We start from the raw sequence: 23,904 nt of genomic DNA, 5'->3' as shown, positions 1-23,904 counted from the left end.
CGCTATTTAAGCCCTGAATCTATTCACATCAGGGCTAAGAACGCAGCTTTGGCTTCTAAGCTATCAATGCGATCAGGTAGCATTGCAAGTTCTACCGCAAACTCTTGTTGGAGTTTTCTCGACTCCCACAACTTCCATTGATGATTGAACATCTGTCCTCACACTCCTTATACTTGAGGCAACATTGCTCATGTGTTGTTGTAGTTGTCACCTAAAACTGGCCGCGAGTTTTTACCTGCTAGTTCTAACGAAGAAACTTGTTTGAGTTACTGCCACAATTAGAATACGTGGATAGCTAGATATAAAATTGGTGTCTTCGTATTAGAGGTTGAGGATATTTGAGCGATCGCCTATCCTCGATAGGAAGGCAGGACGAGCAGTTTGTAAATTAACAGTTAAATAATTACCGTAAGGATACAGTCTAAGAATAAGAACTTAGTAGCCTAAAAATAAGAAATTAATAAATTGGCTTTAAAATTTATTGCTTGAAATTCTGCTCTGCGTTGATATATTTACCACGAAGTAACTTTTACAAATTACTCTGATAAATTTCTTACTTTGATATTCTATTGATAAACTCAATTTCTTTATTTTTCTTCTGTCCGTTGCCGAGATAGTAAGTTAATTCTCCCCTCACCACGCCAATGCAGGCACTTCTTGTCCGGGATGTACACTCCCAACTGCTATGCTGGAGTATTTTGTGATGACTACTTCTGTAACGGTTGCTTTCTTTGGCAAAAACTGAACCAATTGTTCAACATCAAATATGCGTTGGCTAGGGGCGGTAATAGTATTAGTCATCATCCTCTCCATGAGAGTTACGACTTACCAATTTAGGATATGATTATTCAGAATATTGGTGAAGAGAACATATAAACGCTGCATCAGAAGCACTTAAGAGCTAATCCCGGTACTTTACCTGAAAATTAGCCCACATTACGAAGCCCTCGACTTGACAGTCTAACTGTTCCAACCATTTAACCAATTCATGGTTGCTATTGTGTAACATGGTGTATTCTTGCTCGTCTTTGACTAAAGTTAGTCCAGTTTGAGGATTTTCAAGGCGTGTGTTGATGTTACGAATGAAACGTTGATCTAAGGCTTGCGCTAACTGTAAGGCTTTAGTTTTTGTCACTTCAAAACTGAGTAGAGTTCCATCCTTTTCCTTAACCGTCTGTTGCAACTGCTCAAGATTGCTATACTTTTGGCGCCCAAGTGTACCTTGAGTTGGGAGCAAAAGTGCTGCCAAGCCATCGGTGAATCCTTGGTTATTGAGGGCAAAATAATTCCAATCACCGTAGGCATACACTATTAATTCGCCGTTGCTATTAGGTAAAACTAGTTCTGGGTGCAAGCCAAGATCAAGGACATGGACGGTGAGCGCCGCAGTCGGGCGAGCAGGAGGTATGATACTTGCGGGAGTGGAAATCCAAATCAGAAGAATACACGTAACTGCTATCAAAGTAAATGTGGCTATGCGGCGGATGTGCATACTAGTTAGCACCAATGCTATTACAGCAAATGTTTATCTCGTAGGGACGGTGTTTGTTTCCATCTCTAGCTTAAGCCGAAAGGATATCTGCCAAACCCGCCCTTACAGTAATTCATCTCAAAATAGCTGTAAGCATTAATCCAGAGGGTCAAAACGGTTCACTAAAATTGATAGTAAAATCATCGGTAATCCAATCAGCAAGCAAATTAACCATTGATTCAAATTCAGTGGAGCAGTGTAAAACAATTTGTTCATGATGTTCCACTGGCTGAATATTATCTGCAAAATTATCGTACAAGCAATGCCAATTCCAATTGCCGAAGCATCGGTAACTGTCTGCCTAATACCGCGAAGTCTATTGAATGCAGCAATTCCTAATTGACTAATACTTAAAAGATAAAAAATTCTTCCTGCTACTAAAGCTTGAATTGCCATTGTACGGGCTAAATTAATATTTCCTGTGGTTTGTTCAATCCATTCAAAGACGCCAAAAATCAAGATCCAGTTAAAAACAGAAATTGCGATGATACGCTTGACTAAACTTTTGGAGAGCAACGGTTCGCGAGGGTTGCGCGGTGGTTGTTGCATCACTCGTTCAGATTTTGGTTCAAAAGCCAAAGGCACAGTCATGGTAATGGAATTAACCATATTTAGCCACAGAACTTGTAAAGATAGAATTGGCAATGCTCTAGCAAGTAGTACACTAATCAAAATTGTCATCGACTCACCGCCGTTAACAGGTAAGATAAAGGCGATCGCTTTCAGTAAATTTCGATAAACAGTTCGCCCCTCCTCAACCGCAGCTTCGATGGAAGCAAAGTTATCATCAGTCAAAATCATGTCTGAGGCTTCTTTTGCCACCTCTGTGCCAGCACCTCCCATCGCAATGCCGATATCTGCTTGTCTGAGGGCTGGTGCATCGTTGACACCATCCCCCGTCATCGCCACAACTTCTCCTTTTGACTGAAGCGCTTCAACAATACGAAGTTTCTGTTCTGGCGCAACACGGGCAAACACTACCCCATCTTCAATCGCTGTGGCAAGTTCTGAATTACTCATTTGGGCAAGTTCACTTCCTGTCAGTGCAAGAACTTGACCATTTTTATTAAAGCCCATACGTTCAGCTATTGCCCGTGCGGTAACAGCATGATCGCCTGTAATCATTTTGACTTGAATACCAGCTTCTTGGCAGGCTTGTACTGCCTTTATTGCTTCTGCTCGCGGTGGATCGATCATCCCCTGCAATCCCAAGAAAATCAAATCTGTTTCGATATCTGCATGATCGAGCGCATCTTGAGAAGTTGGCACAGTTTTTTTAGCAAAAGCTAATACCCTCAACCCTTGATGAGCCATTGCATCAACTTCTTGATGTACCGTTTCTGCATCTATGGGGGCAAGATTTCCCTGAGCATCCAACATCTGCTGACTACGTTTGAGAATAGCTTCTACCGAACCCTTAACGTAGATAGTTGCTTGTCCTCTATGATTTGCTGATGGCGAAGCTGCGTGTAAAGTTGCCATGTACTGAAATTCAGACTCAAAGGGGATGACATCCCGCCTGGGCATTTCTTGTTCTAAATTACTGTAGGTAAGCCCAACTTTATTAGCTATGGCTATCAATGCTCCCTCTGTAGGATCGCCAATCACCTGCCATTGCCCATCTTTATTTTCCAGGTGCGAGTCATTACATAACAACCCGGCTTTGAGACATTCTGCCAAAGCAGGAGTGTGATCCCAATTGACTAGCTGTTCATTTAGTAAAATTTCCCCTTGGGGAGCATAGCCTGTACCAGTAACGGTATAATTTTCACCTCCAGCATAAATGGCTTGTACAGTCATCTGGTTTTCAGTTAAGGTACCAGTTTTATCAGAACATATAACTGTAGCACCGCCGAGAGTTTCGACTGCTGGTAATTTGCGAACGATCGCATGACGCCTTGCCACGCGGGAAACACCAATTGCCAATGTTACTGTTACTACTGCTGGCAATCCTTCTGGAATCGCGCTGACAGCGAAGGCGACAGCAGCTTCAAACATTTCTGCCCAGGAGTTGCCATATCCCAAACCAACAGCAAACGTCAGCGCAGCTATTCCCAGAATAATGTAAAGCAGGGTGCGGCTAAATTTATCAAATTTACGAGTGAGCGGAGTTTTTAAGCTGGTTCCTTGTTCAATCAACTGGGAAATACGCCCGGTTTCTGTAGTTTCTCCAATCGCAACCACAATGCCGCTGCCAGTGCCAAATGTGACAAAGCTACCAGCATAAACCATGTTTGTGCGCTCTGCTAGGGGTGCGTCTGCATCAATGATTTGCGTACTTTTTTCTACTGCGATTGACTCACCTGTCAGCGCCGATTCATTAACTTGTAGATTTCGTGCTTGTATGAGGCGTAAATCGGCTGGCACTTTATCTCCAGAAGCAAGCAACACTACATCTCCCGGTACTAGCTCTGGAGATGGAACTTGCACCTTTTTGCCGTTGCGAATGATAGTTGCATTAGTCTGAACCGAGGAGGCTAAGGCAGCGATCGCGCTTTCAGCCTTTGATTCTTGAATAAAACCAATAATAGCGTTAATCAAGGTGACACCCCAAATCACCCCAGCATTTACCCATTGCCCCAGCAATGCCTTAATTGCACCCGCAATCAGCAAAATGTACAGTAACGGTTGGTAAAATTGCAGTAAAAATCTTACCAATGGGCTTTTTCCGGGCTTGCTCTTGAGTTCGTTAGAGCCGAAGCGTTCCCGTCGTTGTGTTACCTCGTCAGCATTTAAACCTGCTTCTATATTTGTACCTAGATGTTGAGCTACCCTGAGTACAGAAAGATTGTGCCATTGATGTGACTGCATTATTTCTTTAGCTGTTGCTGTCATTTTGTTTGCCTCAGAATTTCCCATAGGCAGGACAAATTAAGACTATTAGCTATTTATTTTTAGCTAATCATTCAAAATTATTGGAAATAAATGTGATGCAAAAGTGACAGTATTTATTGCAGGCGATCGCGCTTTTGTTTTTTAGCTAATCTCCAGTCATAGTATTGTAGAATGGGCGTCTTGTCCGTTCTATATTTAGTCTAATGAATCACAAAAGCGATTCAAGTAGAATATTTTTGTCTGTAGTTTTATTAGTTATATTATGTTTGAGAGAGTTTTAATTAGCACAGATTTTTCTGACGGTTTACATCGTCTAGCACATTTTGTTTCTAGTCTGGCACTGGCAGGAATGAAGCAAATTGTTTTCCTGCACGTCGTTCCCTTATGGGAAAAAGGGATTATTCCCCAAGTCGATAGTGAGAAAGTAGAACAAGCTCAAACCCAGTTGACAGAAGCTTTTGGCAAAAGTCCTACTGATATAGAAGTTAAAATAGAAGTTCAATCGGGAAAACCTGTTGAAACAATTCTTAAAGTAGCTAAAACCTATCAGTCTCAGTTAATCATACTAGGTTCTCAAAGTCGTAGCTTACTCACAGAAAAACTGGTGGGTAGTACAATGGCTGAATTATCTCGCCAATCAAAGATTCCTTTGTTGGTACTGCGTCCTCAGTTAATTTCTGCTTATACTTCCGAAGAATTAACACTTCGTTGTCAGCACTTATTCCGCTCTTTACTGCTTCCCTACAATAATACTCAAGCGGCGAATCACCTGGTGCAAGAGGTAAAGCACTTGGCTCAAAATCAGTCTGGTAGATTTCTCCAACAGTGCAAGCTCTGCTGGGTATTAGAAAATACTGGTCGTCGAGAAGTACCAAAGAAAATCTTACCACAGCAAGCTAGCGAAACTCTATCTCAAATTAAAGCTGATTTGGAAGGAGTAAATTTACAAGTGGAGATAGAAGTTCGAGAAGGACACTCTGTTACCGAGGTTTTAAAGGCAGCTGCCATGACAGATGTTAGCGCGATCGCTGTGTCTTCAGGAACAATAGGTAAATTTCAGGAATGGTTGGTTTCTAGTTTTGCGGCGGAAGTATTACGTCATAGTTGGTATCCTGTACTGTTTATTCCTTAACAAACCCAAAGCCGCATTATTAGCTTAATACGTCGGTGGATGAAGTTGTGCCAATTTAGACTGTCTGCACCACAAAACAATTTACTACATCATTTTAGTCATGTCAGTCCAGTAGGGGAGGTAAAAACGGTCAGATTTTCTGCCCACCGAACTTCAGAGCCTCCTGGTGGAGGAGCTAAGTCGCAAAGCGATACGCTACGCGGTAAGCGCAACCATGCCCGCAGGGCTTTACGCTAATAGCGGTAGACACGTAGACGGACGTAGTCCGGCTTCTCATAGAGTAGTGGCTTCTGTAGACGGGCTTTGCCCGGCTTCCCGTAGGGTAAGTAGCCGCAGCTGTGAGTTCTCGTTTTATTACCGTTGTGTTACGGCTATGCAAGTATTTGAGAGTTTAAGAGAATAAGAACTAGCGTAATGCACCACAATTGTGCGGTGGGTTGCTAAAAGGGTGTATTAAACTTCTTGCACTCATTCTAGTCAAGACTTACGTATGAGTTACGGAAGAACCAACCACAGAGAACGCGGAGAACACGGAGAAAAGAGGGTTTTAGAGGAATTTTGCGTCAGTTCTACTAGTTTCAAAAAAATCGACCACAAATACACACAGATGTACACAGATTTTATCGGTGTTTATCTGTGTTCATCTGCGGTTGTAATTAACCTAGATCGTGATTGCTGCAAGAAGACTATTATATTTAGTAGACACTAATTAAACTATTTTCAATAGTTAGCATGGGAATTGACAAACTCTGGAGTCCAGAGCCAATTGTTTATATTCAAAGATTTTTTGGTGATAGTTGGGATTTGTTTTTTCAAATTGTTACAGAATTAGGAGAAGTTGCGGGTGTAGCAGTAGTTTTTGCTTTAGTATTTTGGATTTCTGGACGACGATCAGCTTGGTGCTTAGTCGGTGCTGTCGTCTTAGTCACAGCAGTTAATATGATTCTTTGGTCAATTTTTGATATACCGCGTCCAAATCATCCAGAGATTAATGTTTATAGAGAGTTAGATACATCTTCATTTCCTAGTGGACATACTGGCACAGCAACAATTTTTTGGACAACATTAACTACATTGAGTCCGATTCCACTAGCAGTTACAGTGTGTGTCATTTTATTAGTGATGTTGTCTCGCCTATATCTTGGCGTCCACTATATTGGAGATGTAATTGGGGGTTTGATAATTGGATTGATTCTATTCAAAATCTATTTAAGATTGTGGCCTATTGTTTTATCTTGGTTTGGCGGGCGGACATTTAAATTATTTTTAGTTCTCAGTCTTTCAACACCCATCGCTGTGTTTCCCTTTGCTGACTCTTTCCCTGAAGGATGGGAAGTTTTCGGTGCTGCTGTAGGAGCAGGAATTGCTGTACCACTTGAATTGTGGTATGTTCGCTACTCCCCAGCTAAAATATCTCAGAGAAAACAGTTGTTGAAAGTTTTTATTGGTTTGGGAGTGCTGGGAATGATTTTTTTTACTTCTAGCCTCATGAGTGAGGATGAATCAGTACGTGATGTTATCCGTTTTAGTTTGGGAGCATTTTGGATTTTGTTTTTAGCACCAGCATTATTCGCATGTATGAGACTATAGTTTCAAACATAGGTTCTAGATGTGACTAGAACACAAAATTTACTTTGTATGAGTCTTAAAGTCTTTAAAAGCACTGCAAGCGATCACATTTGCAAACTAAGCTTTCGTTACTAATATCAACTCATACACAGAGAAGATGAAAGTATTTGTAACGAACGTTTTAACATTTCTTGTTAATGTTTAATCATGCATAGAGAAGATTAAAGCATTTGCAACGAACGTTTTGACATTTCTTGTTAATGTTCAATCATACACAGAGAAGATTAAAGCATTTGCAACAAACGTTTTAACATTTCTTGTTAATGTTCAATCATGCATAGAGAAGATTAAAGCATTTGCAACAAACGTTGTGACGTTTTTTATTGAGATCAAAACATTTATCACCAACGTTAAAAAGTGGCTTTGACTACATCTGTACTGTTTAAGATGAAAGTCATCTCACCCTAGCTACGTTATCCCTCTTCTTACCAAGGCTAGGTGTATACACAAGTTCTAAAATAATAAAAGCCTTTGTAGCCTGCGTTAGGACTACCGTCCATAACGCACACAGAATCTAGGATGGTGCGTTGCGCTTGGCGACAACACACCCTACAACTGCTTTCTGCCTTCTACTTACCGACGTGTATAACGATGCTTCACTCCTACAGGAAAATACTCTGGATCACCAGTTGGGGTTAGCGAAACTTGTGGTATTTGATATTCAGGAGGAACATAGTTAGCAAATTCGCTGTTGAGGCGTAATAATTGGCTTAAAATTGAGGATGCTATGGCTTGTCTTTTGTCTTCGCTACCTTGTTGTGTTGGTGCCAACTCTACAACTACAGATAAAAATTTGTTTTTGTCTCCATCCTCTTTTACCTGCATGACGAACTTACCTGTTACCCAATCTCTAATTTCTGGCTGTTCTAATCCCACGCTGATATTTTCTGGGTAAATGTTGGCACCAAAGTAAGAGACTGTAAAGTTAGAGCGTCCGAAAACATAAACAAAAGGTAATTGACGAACACCTCTGCCACGATGAGTTTGTAATTCCGTTACTGGATCGAAATCATGCTTCGCTAAAAATTGCAGCATGGTATCGTAAGAAATTATCCCACCGCTATCTAAGATGTTGTAACGCACTAGGGGAATACCGTTATCTCCAGAAAATAGCAATGTGCCTTCTTTGGCTTCAAAAAAGCGACTCATCGGATCGTATTGTACAAGAGTTGGTAGGCGAGATTCCCCAAATAAAGTACGTGCTGCATCTGGATGTGCCGCTAAGAAACGGCGAATGCAAATACTTAAGGGAGTTTCATTTCCCAATACACCAGCATCTGCTGTGCCATAGAGTGATGCACAGTCAAAGCAGGGATGTTGAAAACCAACCCTTTCACCCACCAGAGTGCGCCATTCTTCGCTAAAGACTTCTCCTGCCATCACTAATTTTATTTGATACCGCTGCCATTCTAGACCACGAGCTATGCCAGTATCAATTACATCTTTAAGGAATGGTGGGTATCCTAGCAAAACAACTTGATCAAAAGCTGTACCGAGTTCCTGTACCACACGTAAAATTTCTTCTTTATTATTGCCTGGGGTGATGACGGTAATCGGATAACCTTTGCTGGCAAGATAGCGACAGCAATTTGTAGTAAATATTCCCCCTACCCAAGTTCCTAAGGTGAAACAAATTACAGCTAGAGTCCGTCTAGTATCAGCAGCAAAACTGTCGTAAAATATCTGCTCAAAGCGTGTGGCAATTTGCAGTTCATCTGTAAAAAAACGGGGCCAAAATGTCGGTTTACCCGTTGAGCCAGAAGAAACCGCAATCATGTCACACTTTTCTAATTGTCCGTAGCGACACAGGTTCGCAAGCGGATGACGCAGTAAATAATTTTCTTTCGTAATCAACGGCAGTGTTTGAAAATCCTCAATTGTTTGGATTAAGTCGGGATTGATCGCATGTTCTGCCACGAAATTTTTGTATGCAGGTACACTAGTAGCTACATCATGAAATAAAGACAAGATTGCCGATTCGGGTTTGGTGTGAAGATGCTGTTGTAGTAGGGTGTCTAAGGGGGTGTTTAAAAAAGATGTATATGCGCTTACTGCCCGCTGTCTTTGTGATTCAGTATTCATAACATTATATGGTTGTAAAAATAGGGTACTGAGAAGAGGACACAGGGACGCGGTGACACGGGGAATCAAGAGGACATGGGGCAGGGGAGACACGGGGAATATTTTTGATAATTTCTCCGCGTCACCGCGTCTTTCCCTCTCCGTGTCTGATAACACTGCGTCACCGCGTCTTTCTCCTAGTCCCTAATAGTTAGTTTCCTCTACATCCTCTACTAAAAGAGTGAAGTTAAATTTCTGTAATTCCAGCTTCCCTAGTTGTAGCTAATTATAAAAATCCTTTATCATTCCTTCAGCACCATGCAGGTCTACTGTAGTAAAAGACACACCAATCCTGGAAGTCACCGCTTTTGCACCCAGTGTGGTGAACCTTTGCCCATTCATCAAGATGAGATGATTGCTAATCGTTATCGGATTATTAAGCTTTTAGGGCAAGGAGGCTTTGGACGCACTTATTTGGCGGAGGATACTAAGCAGTCTCATCAAAAGTGTGTGCTGAAGGAATTTGCTCCTCAAGTCGAAGAACAGCAGGATTTAAAAAAGGCGAAAGAGTTGTTTGAGCGAGAAGCAAGTGTACTGAAAAAACTCAAGCATCCACAGATTCCTCGCTTTCATGCTTCACTACAAGCACAAATTGGCAGTAAGGATTTTTTCTTTTTGGTACAAGACTATGTGGAGGGTGATAACTACCTTGAGTTAATCGAACAACGTCTGGCTCAAGGGCAAAGTTTTAGCGAACAAGAAGCGATCGCACTTCTACAAAAACTCTTACCTGTTCTGTCTTATATCCACTCTCAAAATGTGGTTCACCGCGATATCTCTCCTGATAACTTGATTTTGCGAGATACTGATAATTTGCCAGTGTTGATTGATTTTGGCGGTGTGAAACAATTACCTGCTTCTGCGGGTTTTTGGTTTACTCAATTGGGTGGAATCCGCACTCTACTAGGTAAAAAAGGTTATGCTCCAGAGGAGCAATTACGACAGGGTAAAGCTTTTCCCAATAGCGATTTGTACTCCTTGGCAGTCACAACGCTTGTATTGCTGACGGGTAAGGAACCGCAACAACTCTACGACTCCTATCAGGGAACTTGGCGCTGGGGTAAGGAAATCAAAGTTAGCTCCAACCTGGAAGCAATCTTAAAAAAGATGCTCGCTTATAAACCAAGCGATCGCTATCAAACCGCAGATCAAGTTCTAAAAGATTTACAGTATCCAGTTCCTGCTAAAACTCTCAATCCTCAAATCAGCAAAATTCAGACGATGGTAGTTGCACCTGGGCGAAAGCATGTCCGAGCAATTACCAGTAGATTCCATAACCAAACAAAAGCGATCGCCCAAAAGGTTCCTTTACCTGTTTGGATGCGTCCTTTTGCAATCAGTTTGGTAGCAACAAGTGTAGCTGCCCTGACTTTTGTCGGCTCTTGGGCGTTAGTTAATGCCGTCATTAGGGGCGTTTCATCCATCAGTATTCCCAGCATCTCATTACCAAAATTACCAGAACTGCCGCAACTGCCAAAACTACCAGGCGGTTCTGGTTCTCCGACTCAGCCATCAAACTCTCAAGAAGGAAGCCGTATCAGTCAAATTTTCAATCGTCGCCAACAACTCCAAATTCCAGAAGGGTTTTTTATTCAGACAGTAGATAATACTTTTTATACTAAACATCCCGAACTTGGTGGGCGCTCTCTTAGTTCTAATGCTGATGATGAGGCTTTACGTAAGGAATGGTTCAGTACCGCTGAAGAATTGTTGAATAAAATAGAACAAGCTAATCTCAGTAGTTCAGTCCGTCGAAATTTAGGCAGCTATAGCAACAGAGATTACGAAATTTGGAGAAGACGAGCGCAAGCCGGAGAATTTGGGAACTATACAATTGAACAGCTCAATACACAAACAAACCGAAAATTTGACCGATTATTTCCGGGACAACGGCGTGGCAACCAGAAACCAGATTCAAAGACTTTTGGTCAAATTTGGTATGCGATCGCAGCAGATCAAGTTAGTAAACTAGAATCTGCTAATTAAACGAGCAGACAAAGTAGTTAGTAGGGGAGGCAGCGCGCCCTTGGGGGTTCCCCCGGTTGTAGCGACTGCCGTGCGGGTTTTGTTGATTATATGAACGGTTAAAACCGACAATTTATCTTCTAAACCCCGCCCGTACAGTAGTTAGCGGTTAGTGGTAATCAACCAACAACCAACAACAATTAACAACCACTAATTGTATAGACACTTCGGAACAGAAGCGTCTGTACTGACTAATGACTAATGACTAATGAATATTAACTAATTCACTATGAATTCTGTTTATTGTTCCCAAGGACACGAAAATCCACCTGATAGTCGCTTTTGTCTTCATTGCGGCGAGAAATTAGATCCGGCTGTAAGTCAGGGGATTCAACCGGGACGATTTTTAGGCGATCGCTATTTGATTGTACGTCAACTCGGTCAAGGGGGATTTGGACGCACCTATTTAGCCGAAGATGTCAACCGCTTCCGAGAGTTGTGTGTTTTAAAAGAATTTTCTCCCCAAGTTCAAACTGCCTACGTCTTACAAAAAGCGGAAGAATTGTTTGAGCGAGAAGCAACTGTTCTCTACAAACTACAACATCCCCAAATTCCCCGCTTTCGTGAATTATTCCGCAGTAGTTTAGATAATAAAGAATACTTATTTTTGGTACAGGATTACGTAGAAGGACAAACTTACCGTTCTTTATTAGATGCTCGTCTCAAACAGGATTTGCGCTTTACAGAACCAGAAGTTTATCAATTATTACAGCAAATCTTGCCTGTATTAGAATACATTCATTCTTTGGGAGTAATTCATCGTGATATTTCTCCAGATAACTTGATGCTTCGTAACCCCCCCCAAACTCCCCCTTACCAAGGGGGGGCTACGGGGGGTATGCCAGTGTTAATTGATTTTGGTGGTGTCAAACAAGTAGCGGCAACTGTTGCTTCTCAGTATTACCAACCTGGTGTCAATGCGACAACGCCACCACCAACCTTGCTAGGTAAGTTTGGCTACGCTCCCCCAGAACAGATGCAAAGAGGATTGGTAGAGCCTCACAGCGATCTGTATGCTTTGGCGGTAACAGTATTAGTCTTGCTCACAGGCAAACAACCATCAGAACTAATTGACAATCACACTTTAACTTGGCAATGGCGACGAGAAATTAGTCTCAGTCCTGCTTTTGGGGCAGTTTTAGATAAGATGCTGTCTCCATCTCCAACGGATCGTTACCAAAGCGCCCGTCAAGTTTTGCAAGCACTCACCCCACCACCCATTGCTCCAACTCTCCCACTCTCTCCACGTCAGCCGCCTGTGGAGGGAAACCCGCCCACGCAGCTGGCTCCTCTCCCACTTTCCCAACGCCAGTCTGCCCAAGTCGGGAAACCCTTTCACCAGTCACCTGCGGCGGGAAACCCGTCCGCAGTGCTGGCTCACCACGACGCTGGCTCCTCTCCCTCTCTCCCTCTTACTCCCTCCTCCAAATCGTGGTGGACACCAGGAAAAATCATCCTTGTGCTGTTATTCTTTGCTTGTGCTTCTGGCGTTAGCTATTGGGGAGTAAGTAATTTAATATCATCCAATCCCGATGATGGTAACGTTACTACACCGCAACCAACGCCCACTTTTAGCCCAGCCAAGCAACCCATCGATCCCCTAGCGAAATATTCACCCCAAGAGCGATCGCGCAAACAAAAATTACAAGAGCGCCGTCAACGCTTGGGTGTTGATGAAAACTTTTATGTCAGCTTGGTAAATCAAATCTTTTGGGAGCAAAATCCCAGTTTACAAAAACGCAGCCTCAAAGACGATCCCGCCGATGCCCAATTGCGGAAACAATGGGACAATACAGCAGCCCAAGTTCTAAAAACACTTACTCTACTCAGTTCTGAGGCACGTCAAAGACTAGGTACTTATAGTGGAGCCGATCGCGATCGCTGGAAAGTGGATGTCAACAACCTCAATGTATCCAGCCGTGCCTTATATGATTTAGGAGATGCGGCTTTCTTTGAGCATTTTCCAGCAAAAGAGGGCAAGGATTTTATTGAGGAACCCATCGGACAAGTTTGGCACGCTTTTGTTGCAGACAAACTCAATGCCATTCGTGCCAAAAGTGCATTTCAAAAAATTGTCTTTAGTTCTGGTGCTAATAGTAAAACAGTCAGTGGCACTCTTAAGGGCGCGGCTGGCAAAGTTTTTATCGCCGAACTTAGCCAAGATCAGTTGATGGAAGTGAAGCTAGAAGCCAATTCTAAAATTTTATGGTCAATTTATTCTCCTAGCGGTCAATATCAGCTTTTAGAAGATTCTCAAAAACGCTCTTTGTCAGAGAAACTGCCAGAAAGTGGATTTTATGAATTTGTTTTAGTATCACGAGCATCGGTGCCACTAGAATACAGACTGAGCTTGAAAGTGGTAAATCCTAACCCAACTCCATCGCCGACGCCAACTACAGAGCCAACATCTACACCTATACCTGAACCTACACCCACATCTGGTGAGACAAACACACCGACACCTGAACCAACTTCTACACCACCAAATAGCCCCTAGAGTGGCGACAAGAAGAATTCTAAAGATGCTCGAAACTTAGTGAAAGATTTAAAACCAATTCTTTATCAATCACACTCATTAAAATTACTTTATTTGTGTGATAATTGTAGTTCTGTGCATAAATGCATAAAAATTCCAAAGTCTCGTGGCGCACTTCAAATTTAAAGAAGTAGCCCAATTTTTTCTGGGGGTTGATTTTTATCTAGTTGATTGTAAAGGTGAAAGAATTGGAAAAGCAATCTTACCCTCCCGAAGAGTTATCTTCGGTTCCGGTTGGCAGACACTGCATTCTAGAACTGTATAACTGTCCAACAAGCTTACTCAATGATATTGGGTTCATCAGAGAGGCTTTACAAACAGCTGCTAAAATAGCAAAGTCTACTCTACTCAAAGAGATATCGTACCAATTTGAACCCTATGGAGTAACTGCACTGGCACTTTTAGCCGAGTCTCATATCTCGATTCATACTTGGCCAGAAACAGGCTACATAGCAGTGGATATATTTACCTGCGGGCAACATACAAAACCGGAGAAAGCTTGCGAATACCTTGTAAAAGCTTTTCAAGCTAGCAAGCATGTACTCATGACGCTTCCTAGAGGTAAATTTTCACCAACTATTCAACCAACTATCAAACAGTTGGAAGAAGCTCTGCTGGTGAATACATGATTTTGTTGGCTCCTTAGTGGGGTAAAAACTACCTATAGACTACCAGCCTAGATCTAGGAATGAACTATAGAAACTGCTGCCTCGATCTGCTTGCAGTCAAGGCAGATTTTTATTTGTTCCCCTATGGAAGTCTAATATTAAGTTGTAAGTTTGGGTTGAGGTAACAGTCCCTCTCCCAACTTCCCTGTTTCCTTTTCCCTTTGATTTGTGAACTTTCCTTTGCAACTCTGGGATGGGGATAATAATAACTGGGTTTGATATTACAAAAAATTACCGACAAAACATAACATTTGGCAATTTTTGAGTGAAGTAGAGAGAGTAAATTTATGCCAGGTAGCGATGTGGGTGCAGATTTCTGGATGAACGAGTATATCACTCCTTGGGATATTTATGCTCATGGAGTCACAGAGGTATTCGCTTACAAGAAAACTGCATATCAGGAAATGTACATTGTGGAAACTGGAACCTACGGCAAAGCTCTGGTTCTAGATGGTAAATGGCAATCTTGTACTGGTGATGAGTTTTTGTACCATGAACCGTTAGTTCACCCTGGTATGATTTTTCATGGCACACCGCGAAAGATACTGATTCTTGGTGGTGGTGAAGGAGCCACAGCTAGGGAAGTATTGCGATGGCAGACAGTGGAAAAAGTTGTAATGATTGATATTGATGGCGAAGTGGTGGAAGCATGCAAGCAACACCTGAGCGAAATGCATCAAAATGCCTTTGACGATCCACGTCTGGATGTGGTAATAGCAGATGCACTCAACTTTTTAGATACCACTGATGAGAAATGGGATGTAATTATCTCTGACCTTTCCGATCCGATTGAATCAGGGCCATCATTTCAACTATTTACTAAAGAATACTTTGAGAAAGCACGTCGAGTGTTAGCTCCACAAGGTTTTTTTGTAGTTCAAGCAGGCCCAGTCTCACCAGGAGAATTAATTCTTCATGCCCGGTTAGCGAATACTTTGAATACAGTTTTTCCTAATGTACAATCTTACAGTAGTCCTACCTGTACCTATGGTAGAGCTTGGGGTTTTGTCCTGGCTTCAGAGCAGGAAATTAACACCCGACCCGATCCAGAAAAAATAGATCGGCTTTTAGAGGAAAATACAAGCGGTGGATTCCGGATGTTAGACGGAGTTGCGCTTTTGGGTATGCTGAATTTGCCTCTACATCTGCGAAAAGCGATCGCCCAAGAAACTCAAGTCTATACCCTTGCTGAACCTCCAAAATTTTTTGGACAAGGTTCGGTCAAATAATTTATTCCTAATTCGGATAAGTTAAGGTAGTTTAGTGGTTAGTTGTTTTTCTACAAACAACTAACCACTTTCAATCTCAATCTTACCAAGCACGCTCAGAGATATTTATTAACTGAGCTTAATCCTGACTATGATTGTCATTCCAAACTTCCCTTCCAAGATTTGTGAGATTGGAAGGATCGGTACAGCTGTCAATGGCTGCTCCTGTCGATCCATTTGGCATTGTTGTTAGATGGTTTGTAAGCGTATTATTTGCCCCTCCATGATACCAATGCCAAACAATGCGTCCTATTTTTCGAGGCTTGACTACGTTGTACATGGAATACATTGCAGAGGTAACGTTCATATTTCCGTTTTTGACACCGAACTCACCAACTAAAAGCGGTATATTGAGAGCTAAAACACGATCCGCATAATCTGCCAATCTAGCATCCCCAAAAGTCCACTGGTCATAGACGTGGATACTAAAGACTATATTTTTATAGCTCTTACCACCAAAATTGATAATACTTGCATAGTCACTGAGAATCGCACTATTTGCTGTCGGCACGGAAGATGAATTCCAATTACCAGCGTCTTGTCCCCAAGCTGTTCCCTCAACAATAATTAAGTTATCCGCTTGCGCATCATCGCGAATTGCTTTGATCACAGCCTGGTGTACAGCAAGCCATTTGCTGCGAGCTGTCGCATCATATTTATGCGTTCCTGGCTCGTTCATTACATCGAACCACACATAGGGATTATTTTTGTATTTCTTCGCGAGAGTTCTGTACCAATCTACGAGTTTTGTAAGATCAGCTCCTTCGTAAAATCCTCCAGTTCTGTCGTGTGCCTCAAACATGACTACAATCTTGCGGCTTGTAAATGTCCGCACAATCTTGTCAATGTCATTATTGCTTGTGTACTGACGTACACCTGCCGAGAACAGCCAGCTGTTAACTCTCACCAAGTTGAAATTCCAACACGAACTTCCTATCTTATCAACATCTCGTGTCATGTCGTGTGGCCATACGGCGTTAGGGCCGTTTATATTTACTCCTTTAGCAACAAATTCGTTGTTTGAGGGATCTAAAATCTTGTTTCCTACAACTTTGAAACGTCCTTGTGCAAGAGCTTCACCATTCCCAATTATTGTCAGGGATAAAAGCGATGCAATCTGTACTACTTGACAGCAAAACAAAGCAGCTTTGGACTGAAATCTTGAAATATTCACGACGGTTATCCTCCATATAAGGCACCCAGCCGTGAGATTTCTCCCTAAAATGTTTGCGGTTAATAAATAGCTAACGCGCTTTTTTCCGCTTTCGAGTCAATACAAAGTTGCGTTGATAGTAGTTCTCAACTAACTTCAACTAGATATTTATAGGAATATAAAGTTTTGCACTACAGTAAATCTCTTGCAAAAGTTAATTTTGCAAGTGATAGGAAAAATTAAAGGTTTAACCTTTACTTTGCTCTTGAACTGACTTGTGCAAAGACCTGTTCTGATGAAAAAATTCCTATAGTCGTGAAGGCTATACGGAAAAGGAGGCACGGTTAATTATTCTTCTTGTGCTGTCCTAATTACTACCTTTAATGCAACTTGATATTGAGTTGGGAGAAACTGTAGAGCCAGATGCCTTCTTTACTGTTTCTTTAAAAAAAGGCATATACTTCCCCCGCCCCTATGTGCTAAGATATTGCCTATAGGGGTTGAGTCGTGAGACTTTTTAGCTGTCAACAATTTGGTTTTTCCGACCGCCAAGTCTTTTCAAAACCAATGCTGAAGTACAAGCGGCTCACCTAACATTTTGACTGTCTGTAACATCGAACTTCAATATTAATCACCTCCTCAAGTTTTGTGTGTTCAGTGTTTTCTTCTAAGTAGCTGTGGCTAAGTTAACATCTCTCTTAAGTTTTTTCAAAGGATGTGCAACTCAGGGTTAAGTAGATGAAACTTTGATGATGATGCCTTTTTTACTTTACTGTTTCTTTAAAAAAAGGCATACATTTTCCCTATACCTATGTGATAACCTATTGTCCATAGGGTTCGAGTTGTAAGCTATCATCAGCAATCGAATTTTCGATTTTTCCGACCGCCAAGTCCTTTGAATATCGGTACTGATGTAACAGTAGTCAACTGACGTTTTTGTTACCCAAATATACTACTGTGATAGTGTTCACCTCCTTGGTTTGTTAATGAATCAAATTTTACACGTAAATTGACTGTGGCTAGATTAGCACTTTCTGCCTGCTTTTTCAAAGGGAAAGTCTACTGATTTAGTTTTAGCCAAAGGATTAGGGTGTTCAGGAACCGGACTATAAATATTTCAAACCCTTGCATGAAGCTGGCTCTAACTTTTTCAATTACTTTTTTCACATTCTTGCCAGGAGAATGAGTGTTAGAAAAAGTCTTTGATTTTTAGTCTTCTGTAAGATTGTGTTGCAAATATTTATGGTCATTTAATAAAAATACTATCCGCTTGAGTTGCCGTAATTGCTCCAATGAATCGGAGTGGGTAAGAAGGCGATCGCACTACAAATTCTCATCATTGGCTTCCTTAAAAGACCATATTTCACTCGCTTCGGCTTCGTATTCTTTTCGCTAAAAAATAAATTTATGAAATATATTAAAATATAAATATATTGCTATATAGATATATATACAAAAAATCCAGTTTGATTTTTAATGTTCAAATTGATACTAGTTGATTTGGATAAGAAGCCTCACCAAAATTATTTTGGAGCAGGAATAAAGTAAATAGGAGTATGGTATATATGTTATTTCGGCAGTTATTTGATGCGGAATCTAACACTTACACTTACTTGATTGCTGATACCAACACCAAAGAGGCTGTTATTGTAGATCCGGTGCTAGAGCAGGTAGAACGCGACCTAAAATTACTGCAAGAATTAGGAATCACTCTCTGTTACTGTTTAGAAACTCACATTCATGCAGACCATATCACAGGAAGCGATAAATTACGATCTGCTACTAATTGTTTGAGTATTGTACCAGACAATTCTCATGTAGTCTGTGCTAATGGCTATGTTAAGGATGGGGATGTATTACAATTAGGAGAAATATCTATTCAAGCTATTGCTACTCCAGGTCATACCGATAGCCATTATGCCTATCTGCTCAATCATGACCGAGTACTTACTGGAGATGCATTATTTATCAGAGGTTGTGGTCGTACAGATTTTCAAAGCGGCAATGCAGGAACTCTTTATGATTCTGTGACACAGCGTTTATTTACTTTGCCAGATGACACCTTAGTGTATCCAGGTCATGATTATCGTGGGCATACAGTATCCACGATTGGAGAAGAAAAGCATTGGAATCCGCGATTTGTAAGACGTAGCCGTGAAAATTTTATCGAATTAATGTCTGCTTTGAACTTACCCAATCCGAAGAAGATGATGGAAGCAGTTCCTGCTAATGAACATTGCGGCAGTGTAATATAAGTCGCTCAAAAACATAAAAATCTGCATGGATGAAAAGACTGGCATGAACTGAAAAAAGTAAACTAATACGGCTGCGATCGCGCAATCTCTGATTTTGAATTGGTGCTATTTTTTACTAAAGATAGGCAGTAAATTTCTTCATAATTGAGTTGCGATTTCTTCGTGTTTTGCTGTGTCTTCTAAATTAGCACCAGCAAGGTGTTGATGCTATATTTGCCTTGCTCAAATCTGTTGCCTGCTTCTCTCACCCTATTTGTATCAAAAAACGGTTAAGAAGCCTCTATTGTACTGTAGATTTTAATTCACTTTCTCAGGATAGAGGTCAAAAAATAGATATAGTTTTAAGTTTTGGATGTAAAAACTAATTCAATCAGGATATTTATGGATCATTCTAGAGAAGAGAAGGACAACTCGAACGACTTCTTAGATGACTCAGAAGATGCAATGGATTTGCTCTCTGACCACAAATTAGACAAGTACGTCTTGCGATTGTATATTGCTAACTATAATCAGAAGTCTTTAAGTGCTCTTGAAAATATTCAAAAACTTTGCGAAGAGCGTCTGCACGGGCGCTATGAACTAGAGGTAATTGATATTTATCAGCAACCGGAACGTCTAGAAGAAGACCAAATTTTTGCAATTCCTACACTCATTAAAGAATTGCCACCACCTTTCAAGAAGCTGATTGGCGACTTAACAGATACCGAAAAATTAATTATTGCTTTAGCTCTCTAAAATTGAATCAAGCCAAAATTGATATATTGAATTTTGTTTTCTTACGTATAGAAATAGAAATTGCTGTAAGTGATGTAAAATCAAAATACCAGTATCTTCTTCACAAAGTAAAGCTTTGAAAGATAAAAAATAAGACTACCCTTCTTAAAATTTACAGAGATAAACCAGACACTAGTCCTTGGCAATAGCAATATCGTTAGACTTGATCACTGCATAAGCTTCTGTTCCCTCGTATAGCTCTAACTCCTCTACTGAGGTTGTAGTAATAATCGAAGTTAATTCAACTTCGTGGATCACTTTAATCGTTACCTGGCTACTCACTTCTCCCTTCACGACTTTTGTTACTACACCTTTAAGAAGGTTGCGAGAACTGACTTTGAGAGGTCTTTTTTGAGTATTATTTGCTATCTCAGGGATATCAGTATCTTTATGATCCCTGCGCTTGGTTGGTATTGGCTGTGGTGATGGCGAGGAGCGTTGACTGAGATTACGGACTAACTCTCTGAGGATTTCTGTTTTAGTGCGCTGCGACTGTTGACAGAATTCCTCTAATATTCTCCGCTCTTCTTCTGAAGTTTGAAATGTAATCCATCCTTGTTCTTTTCTTGGCATAAATTTTACCAAATTAATTGGTAATTTGTTGGTTGTCTTGGTACGATACTACCAATCTCTAATTCTATAAATTTTCTGCACGAGTAGTTTTTCAATGAAAAGAAGACAACTTTTTGCCTTCATTGGCATAGCAGTTATTAGCTTGATTTTAACAGTTCAGTTGCCATTTGTAGTAGCACAGTCCAATAATGAATTGCTTGTGTCAGCTGCTGCTAGTTTGAAAGATGTACTGGAAGAAATCAAGCCAATTTATCAGCAAAGTAAACCAAACATCAATATCAAGTATAACTTTGGAGCTTCCGGTGCTTTACTGCAACAGATTCAACAGGGAGCGCCTGTGGATGTTTTCATCTCTGCTGCAAATAAGCAGATGGATACTTTGGAGCAATCAGGACAATTGCTTGCTAATAATCGTAGTATCTTAGCAAAAAACCGCTTGGTTCTGATTGTGCCGAGCAATGTTACAGGTGTTAGCAGCTTTAACAATCTCAAAGATCCTAAGATTAAAAAAATTGCCATTGGCGAACCAAGGAGCGTACCTGCCGGACAATATGCTGAACAAGTTCTGCAAAAATTAGGTATCTACGAGCAAATCAAATCTAAGTTTGTCTATGCTAACAACGTGCGTCAAGTTTTAGCAGCAGTAGAAAGCGGTAATGCTGATGCGGGCTTAGTCTATGTGACTGATGCCAAAATTTCCGACAAGATAAAAGTTGTAGTAGCTGCTGATGAAAAGTACCATTCTCCGATTATCTATCCGGTAGGAGTTTTAAAAAGAAGTAAAAATGCTCAAGTAGCTCAGGATTTTGTTAAGTTTTTATCAAGCGACCAAGCAAAGGGTGTACTGAAAAAATATGGGTTTGTCTTGCCTTAGTCAGCAGCTAGGAGTCGTAAGAAGTAAAAAATTACACTTGAGTGCTTCAAACAGTTGATGACAGCTAATAAATAAATTTTTTTAGCTGTTTTGCAAAACTGTCTTTATTTTTACCTTTTTACCTACCAACTTTTTTATAAATTAGTTGGTAGGTAGCTCAAGTAACATCCAAGCTGCCAAAAAAGTTGAGGAATTTTTATCTAGCAATCGAGCTAAAACCGTGTTTGATGGCTGGATATTTTCTATCTCCTGCTGTCTTCTATAACCATGCCACAAGATTTATCTCCGCTTTGGATATCGCTCAAAACTTCATTACTGGCTACATTTATTACCTTTTTCCTTGGCATTGCGGCTGCCTATTGGATGTTGGGGTATCGGGGTAAGGCGAAATCACTGATTGAAAGTATCTTTATTGCTCCTCTGATTTTACCCCCGACAGTTGTAGGCTTTATATTACTGGTATTTTTTGGTAAAAATGGCCCAATCGGAAAACTACTAGAGCCTTTTGACTTTACCATTGTTTTCACTTGGTATGGTGCGGCGATCGCTGCCACGGTGGTTGCCTTTCCCTTAATGTACAAAACTTCTTTAGGAGCGTTTGCACAAATCGATCAGAATCTCTTACGGGTGGCTAGAACTCTGGGTGCAAGCGAAGCAACTATTTTTTGGCGAATCGGGTTACCTTTGGCACTACCTGGAATTTTAGCCGGAACAACATTGGCATTTGCTCGTGCGTTGGGTGAATTTGGTGCGACACTGATGCTAGCTGGTAATATCCCTGGACAAACTCAGACGATTCCAATGGCGATTTATTTTGCCGTGGAAGCAGGAGCAATGAACGAAGCTTGGTTCTGGGCGATCGCGATTATGGTTATTTCTCTGTCGGGAATTATTGCTGTCAACTTCTGGCAGGAGCCAAGAGAAACAAGGAGAACAAAGCAGACGAAAACGAGGGGAAAAGAGAGTGAAGTTTCTGTCTTACCTACAAAATTCTCTGCAACTAAATTGAGTGTAAATATAGAGAAAATACTTGCTGGTTTTGATTTAAAAGTTTCTTTCAACACCGATGAGCAACCTTTGGGATTGTTGGGAGGTTCTGGTGCTGGTAAGAGTATGATTTTGCGCTGTATTGCTGGGATAGAAACACCAACTAGAGGCTCCATTATTTTAAATAACAGAGTTTTGTTTGATTCTCAAAAGGGTATTAATATCCCTAGCCGCGATCGCCGTGTTGGTTTTTTATTCCAAAACTATGCTTTGTTTCCCCACATGAATGTGACGCAGAATATTGCTTTTGGTTTACCGCCAGGATTATCTCCAGTAGCCATCAAGCAGCGAGTAGAAGCACAATTAGTCCAAATGCAGTTAGAAGGATTAGGCGATCGCTATCCGCATCAACTTTCTGGTGGGCAGCAGCAACGAGTTGCCCTAGCAAGAGCTTTGGCTTCTCAACCAGAAGCTTTACTTTTGGATGAACCGTTTTCTGCTCTCGATACTCATTTACGTAGCCAACTTGAACAACAAATGATGGCAACCTTAGCAGATTACCAAGGTGTAACTCTGTTTGTGACGCATAACATGGAAGAAGCTTATCGAGTTTGTCCAAATCTTCTGGTGATGGAACAGGGGAGAGCAGTTCAATCTGGTTCTAGATACGATATTTTTGAACATCCTACAACAGTTAACGTTGCCAAATTAACAGGTTGTAAAAACTTCTCTCCTGCAATTCTCAAAGGCGATCGTCAAGTAGAAGCTGTTGATTGGGATTGCACTCTACGAGTAATTGAATCAATTCCCAACTCCTTCTCTCACGTTGGTATCCGCGCTCATCAAATTAGCTTCACTAATGAACCCAACCAAGAGAATACCTTTCCTTGCTGGTTGGTACGAACCAGCGAAACACCACACCGGATGACGCTATTTTTGAAATTGCATTCTTCCCCCACAAGTTTCCATGATTACAATCTGCAAGCAGAAGTATTTAAGGAGAAATGGGCAATCCTCAAAGATCAGCCCTTGCCGTGGCACGTTCAATTAGAGCCTTTACGTTTGATGTTAATGGAGCAATCTACAAAATAGTTGTATCAATTCTCCATGAAGATGCACCTAATTATTTTGGGACATTTGGTGCTGTGGCTCTTGTGGCAGCAGCAACGATCACGGGTTTAGTATCGACAGATAAACGCGCTTCTGCCTATGGTATTTTCAGTGCAGGTTATGGCTTGGCGTGGTTCTTGGGTAGTACTTTAATGGGAGTATTATATGATTGGTCGATTACTGTACTAGTTGTCTTTTCTGTTTTTAGCCAGTTCATGGCTATTCCGTTTTTACTATGGGTGAAGTGGCAAGCAGATACAAAAAACAATCTGTCAGCAACAATAGCTTAAAGATGCAAAATCAGATTTGCTGATTTTGTTCGTCATCTTCAACATTTTGAGTAGTTTTCTCGCCACTAAAACACTCACCACTCCTGTCAAATACTCGCAGAGTAATAATTTCCTTCCAATAGGGATATTGAAGAGCGATCGCG

At 41.1% G+C, this 23,904-nt stretch carries 19 protein-coding genes and 1 pseudogene; 12 read left to right on the top strand and 8 right to left on the bottom strand.

The genetic code is table 11. From position 1 onward, the window contains the following. Positions 1–23: 23 nt before the first annotated feature. The 4 genes from U2718_RS25700 to U2718_RS25685 form a co-directional block, all read right to left on the bottom strand. On the bottom strand, positions 24–152 hold the full coding sequence (locus U2718_RS25700) for a hypothetical protein (RefSeq protein ID WP_342002926.1): 129 nt from the start codon (positions 150–152) through the stop codon (positions 24–26). Positions 153–633: 481 nt separating this feature from the next. After that, on the bottom strand, positions 634–801 hold the full coding sequence (locus tag U2718_RS25695; RefSeq protein WP_342002925.1) for a hypothetical protein: 168 nt from the start codon (positions 799–801) through the stop codon (positions 634–636). A gap of 100 nt (positions 802–901) precedes the next feature. Next, positions 902–1,504: a DUF2459 domain-containing protein gene (locus tag U2718_RS25690; protein WP_411813366.1), complete on the bottom strand. Its 603-nt coding sequence runs from the start codon at positions 1,502–1,504 to the stop codon at positions 902–904. Positions 1,505–1,627: 123 nt separating this feature from the next. After that, positions 1,628–4,366, bottom strand: coding sequence for a cation-transporting P-type ATPase (locus U2718_RS25685; RefSeq protein WP_342002923.1), 2,739 nt, complete (start codon positions 4,364–4,366; stop codon positions 1,628–1,630). A gap of 262 nt (positions 4,367–4,628) precedes the next feature. Here U2718_RS25685 and U2718_RS25680 point away from each other — a divergent pair, with 262 nt between their 5' ends. The 3 genes from U2718_RS25680 (at position 4,629) to U2718_RS25670 (ending at position 7,088) form a co-directional block, all read left to right on the top strand. Further along, positions 4,629–5,498 carry a universal stress protein gene (locus U2718_RS25680; protein ID WP_342002922.1) on the top strand — a complete coding sequence of 290 codons (870 nt, stop codon included), beginning with the start codon at positions 4,629–4,631 and terminating at the stop codon, positions 5,496–5,498. Between the two features lie 166 nt (positions 5,499–5,664). After that, entirely contained in the window at positions 5,665–5,901 is a 237-nt protein-coding gene (locus U2718_RS25675; protein ID WP_342002921.1) for a hypothetical protein, read from the top strand. 329 nt (positions 5,902–6,230) lie between these two features. After that, positions 6,231–7,088 carry a phosphatase PAP2 family protein gene (locus U2718_RS25670; protein WP_342002920.1) on the top strand — a complete coding sequence of 286 codons (858 nt, stop codon included), beginning with the start codon at positions 6,231–6,233 and terminating at the stop codon, positions 7,086–7,088. Positions 7,089–7,700: 612 nt separating this feature from the next. On the opposite strand, the gene U2718_RS25665 is transcribed toward U2718_RS25670, so the two are convergent. Continuing rightward, entirely contained in the window at positions 7,701–9,209 is a 1,509-nt protein-coding gene (locus U2718_RS25665; protein ID WP_342002919.1) for a phenylacetate--CoA ligase family protein, read from the bottom strand. A 297-nt stretch (positions 9,210–9,506) separates the two neighbouring features. Here U2718_RS25665 and U2718_RS25660 point away from each other — a divergent pair, with 297 nt between their 5' ends. The 4 genes from U2718_RS25660 (at position 9,507) to U2718_RS25645 (ending at position 15,706) form a co-directional block, all read left to right on the top strand. Continuing rightward, positions 9,507–11,234: a serine/threonine-protein kinase gene (locus U2718_RS25660; RefSeq protein ID WP_342002918.1), complete on the top strand. Its 1,728-nt coding sequence runs from the start codon at positions 9,507–9,509 to the stop codon at positions 11,232–11,234. A 268-nt stretch (positions 11,235–11,502) separates the two neighbouring features. Then, the gene (locus tag U2718_RS25655; protein ID WP_342002917.1) at positions 11,503–13,770 is read left to right on the top strand and encodes a serine/threonine-protein kinase; all 2,268 of its coding nucleotides are present in this window, start codon (positions 11,503–11,505) and stop codon (positions 13,768–13,770) included. Between the two features lie 218 nt (positions 13,771–13,988). Continuing rightward, positions 13,989–14,438, top strand: a complete 450-nt coding sequence (speD, locus tag U2718_RS25650) for an adenosylmethionine decarboxylase (protein ID WP_289792092.1) — start codon at positions 13,989–13,991, stop codon at positions 14,436–14,438. A gap of 326 nt (positions 14,439–14,764) precedes the next feature. Further along, positions 14,765–15,706: a fused MFS/spermidine synthase gene (locus tag U2718_RS25645; RefSeq protein WP_342002916.1), complete on the top strand. Its 942-nt coding sequence runs from the start codon at positions 14,765–14,767 to the stop codon at positions 15,704–15,706. A gap of 118 nt (positions 15,707–15,824) precedes the next feature. Here the strand turns inward: U2718_RS25645 and U2718_RS25640 are convergent, their stop codons facing one another. Next, the gene (locus U2718_RS25640; protein WP_342002915.1) at positions 15,825–16,919 is read right to left on the bottom strand and encodes a glycoside hydrolase family 5 protein; all 1,095 of its coding nucleotides are present in this window, start codon (positions 16,917–16,919) and stop codon (positions 15,825–15,827) included. Between the two features lie 1,544 nt (positions 16,920–18,463). On the opposite strand from U2718_RS25640, the gene U2718_RS25635 reads away from it, so the two are divergent. Then, positions 18,464–19,153 carry an MBL fold metallo-hydrolase gene (locus tag U2718_RS25635; RefSeq protein ID WP_342002914.1) on the top strand — a complete coding sequence of 230 codons (690 nt, stop codon included), beginning with the start codon at positions 18,464–18,466 and terminating at the stop codon, positions 19,151–19,153. 381 nt (positions 19,154–19,534) lie between these two features. Further along, the gene (locus U2718_RS25630) at positions 19,535–19,888 is read left to right on the top strand and encodes a circadian clock KaiB family protein (RefSeq protein WP_342002913.1); all 354 of its coding nucleotides are present in this window, start codon (positions 19,535–19,537) and stop codon (positions 19,886–19,888) included. A gap of 171 nt (positions 19,889–20,059) precedes the next feature. On the opposite strand, the gene U2718_RS25625 is transcribed toward U2718_RS25630, so the two are convergent. Then, positions 20,060–20,500: a molybdopterin-binding protein gene (locus U2718_RS25625; protein WP_342002912.1), complete on the bottom strand. Its 441-nt coding sequence runs from the start codon at positions 20,498–20,500 to the stop codon at positions 20,060–20,062. A gap of 94 nt (positions 20,501–20,594) precedes the next feature. Here U2718_RS25625 and modA point away from each other — a divergent pair, with 94 nt between their 5' ends. Further along, entirely contained in the window at positions 20,595–21,374 is a 780-nt protein-coding gene (modA, locus tag U2718_RS25620) for a molybdate ABC transporter substrate-binding protein (RefSeq protein ID WP_342002911.1), read from the top strand. Between the two features lie 141 nt (positions 21,375–21,515). Here the strand turns inward: modA and U2718_RS25615 are convergent, their stop codons facing one another. Then, on the bottom strand, positions 21,516–21,650 hold the full coding sequence (locus U2718_RS25615) for a hypothetical protein (RefSeq protein WP_342002910.1): 135 nt from the start codon (positions 21,648–21,650) through the stop codon (positions 21,516–21,518). Between U2718_RS25615 and modB the strand changes: the two genes are divergently transcribed. Together modB and U2718_RS25605 are read left to right on the top strand one after the other, a co-directional pair. Then, a complete protein-coding gene (gene modB / locus U2718_RS25610; protein ID WP_342002909.1) occupies positions 21,642–23,453 on the top strand; it encodes a molybdate ABC transporter permease subunit in 1,812 nt (603 codons plus the stop codon). The two genes, U2718_RS25615 and modB, sit on opposite strands and share 9 nt — an antisense overlap. Before the next feature lie 68 nt (positions 23,454–23,521). Then, positions 23,522–23,761, top strand: a pseudogene (locus U2718_RS25605) (MFS transporter); the annotation flags it as partial. Positions 23,762–23,904: the final 143 nt, after the last annotated feature.

This window comes from Chlorogloeopsis sp. ULAP02, from assembly GCF_038404745.2.
Taxonomy (GTDB): Bacteria; Cyanobacteriota; Cyanobacteriia; order Cyanobacteriales; family Nostocaceae; genus Chlorogloeopsis.
This window is presented reverse-complemented; position numbering and strand designations above follow the sequence as displayed.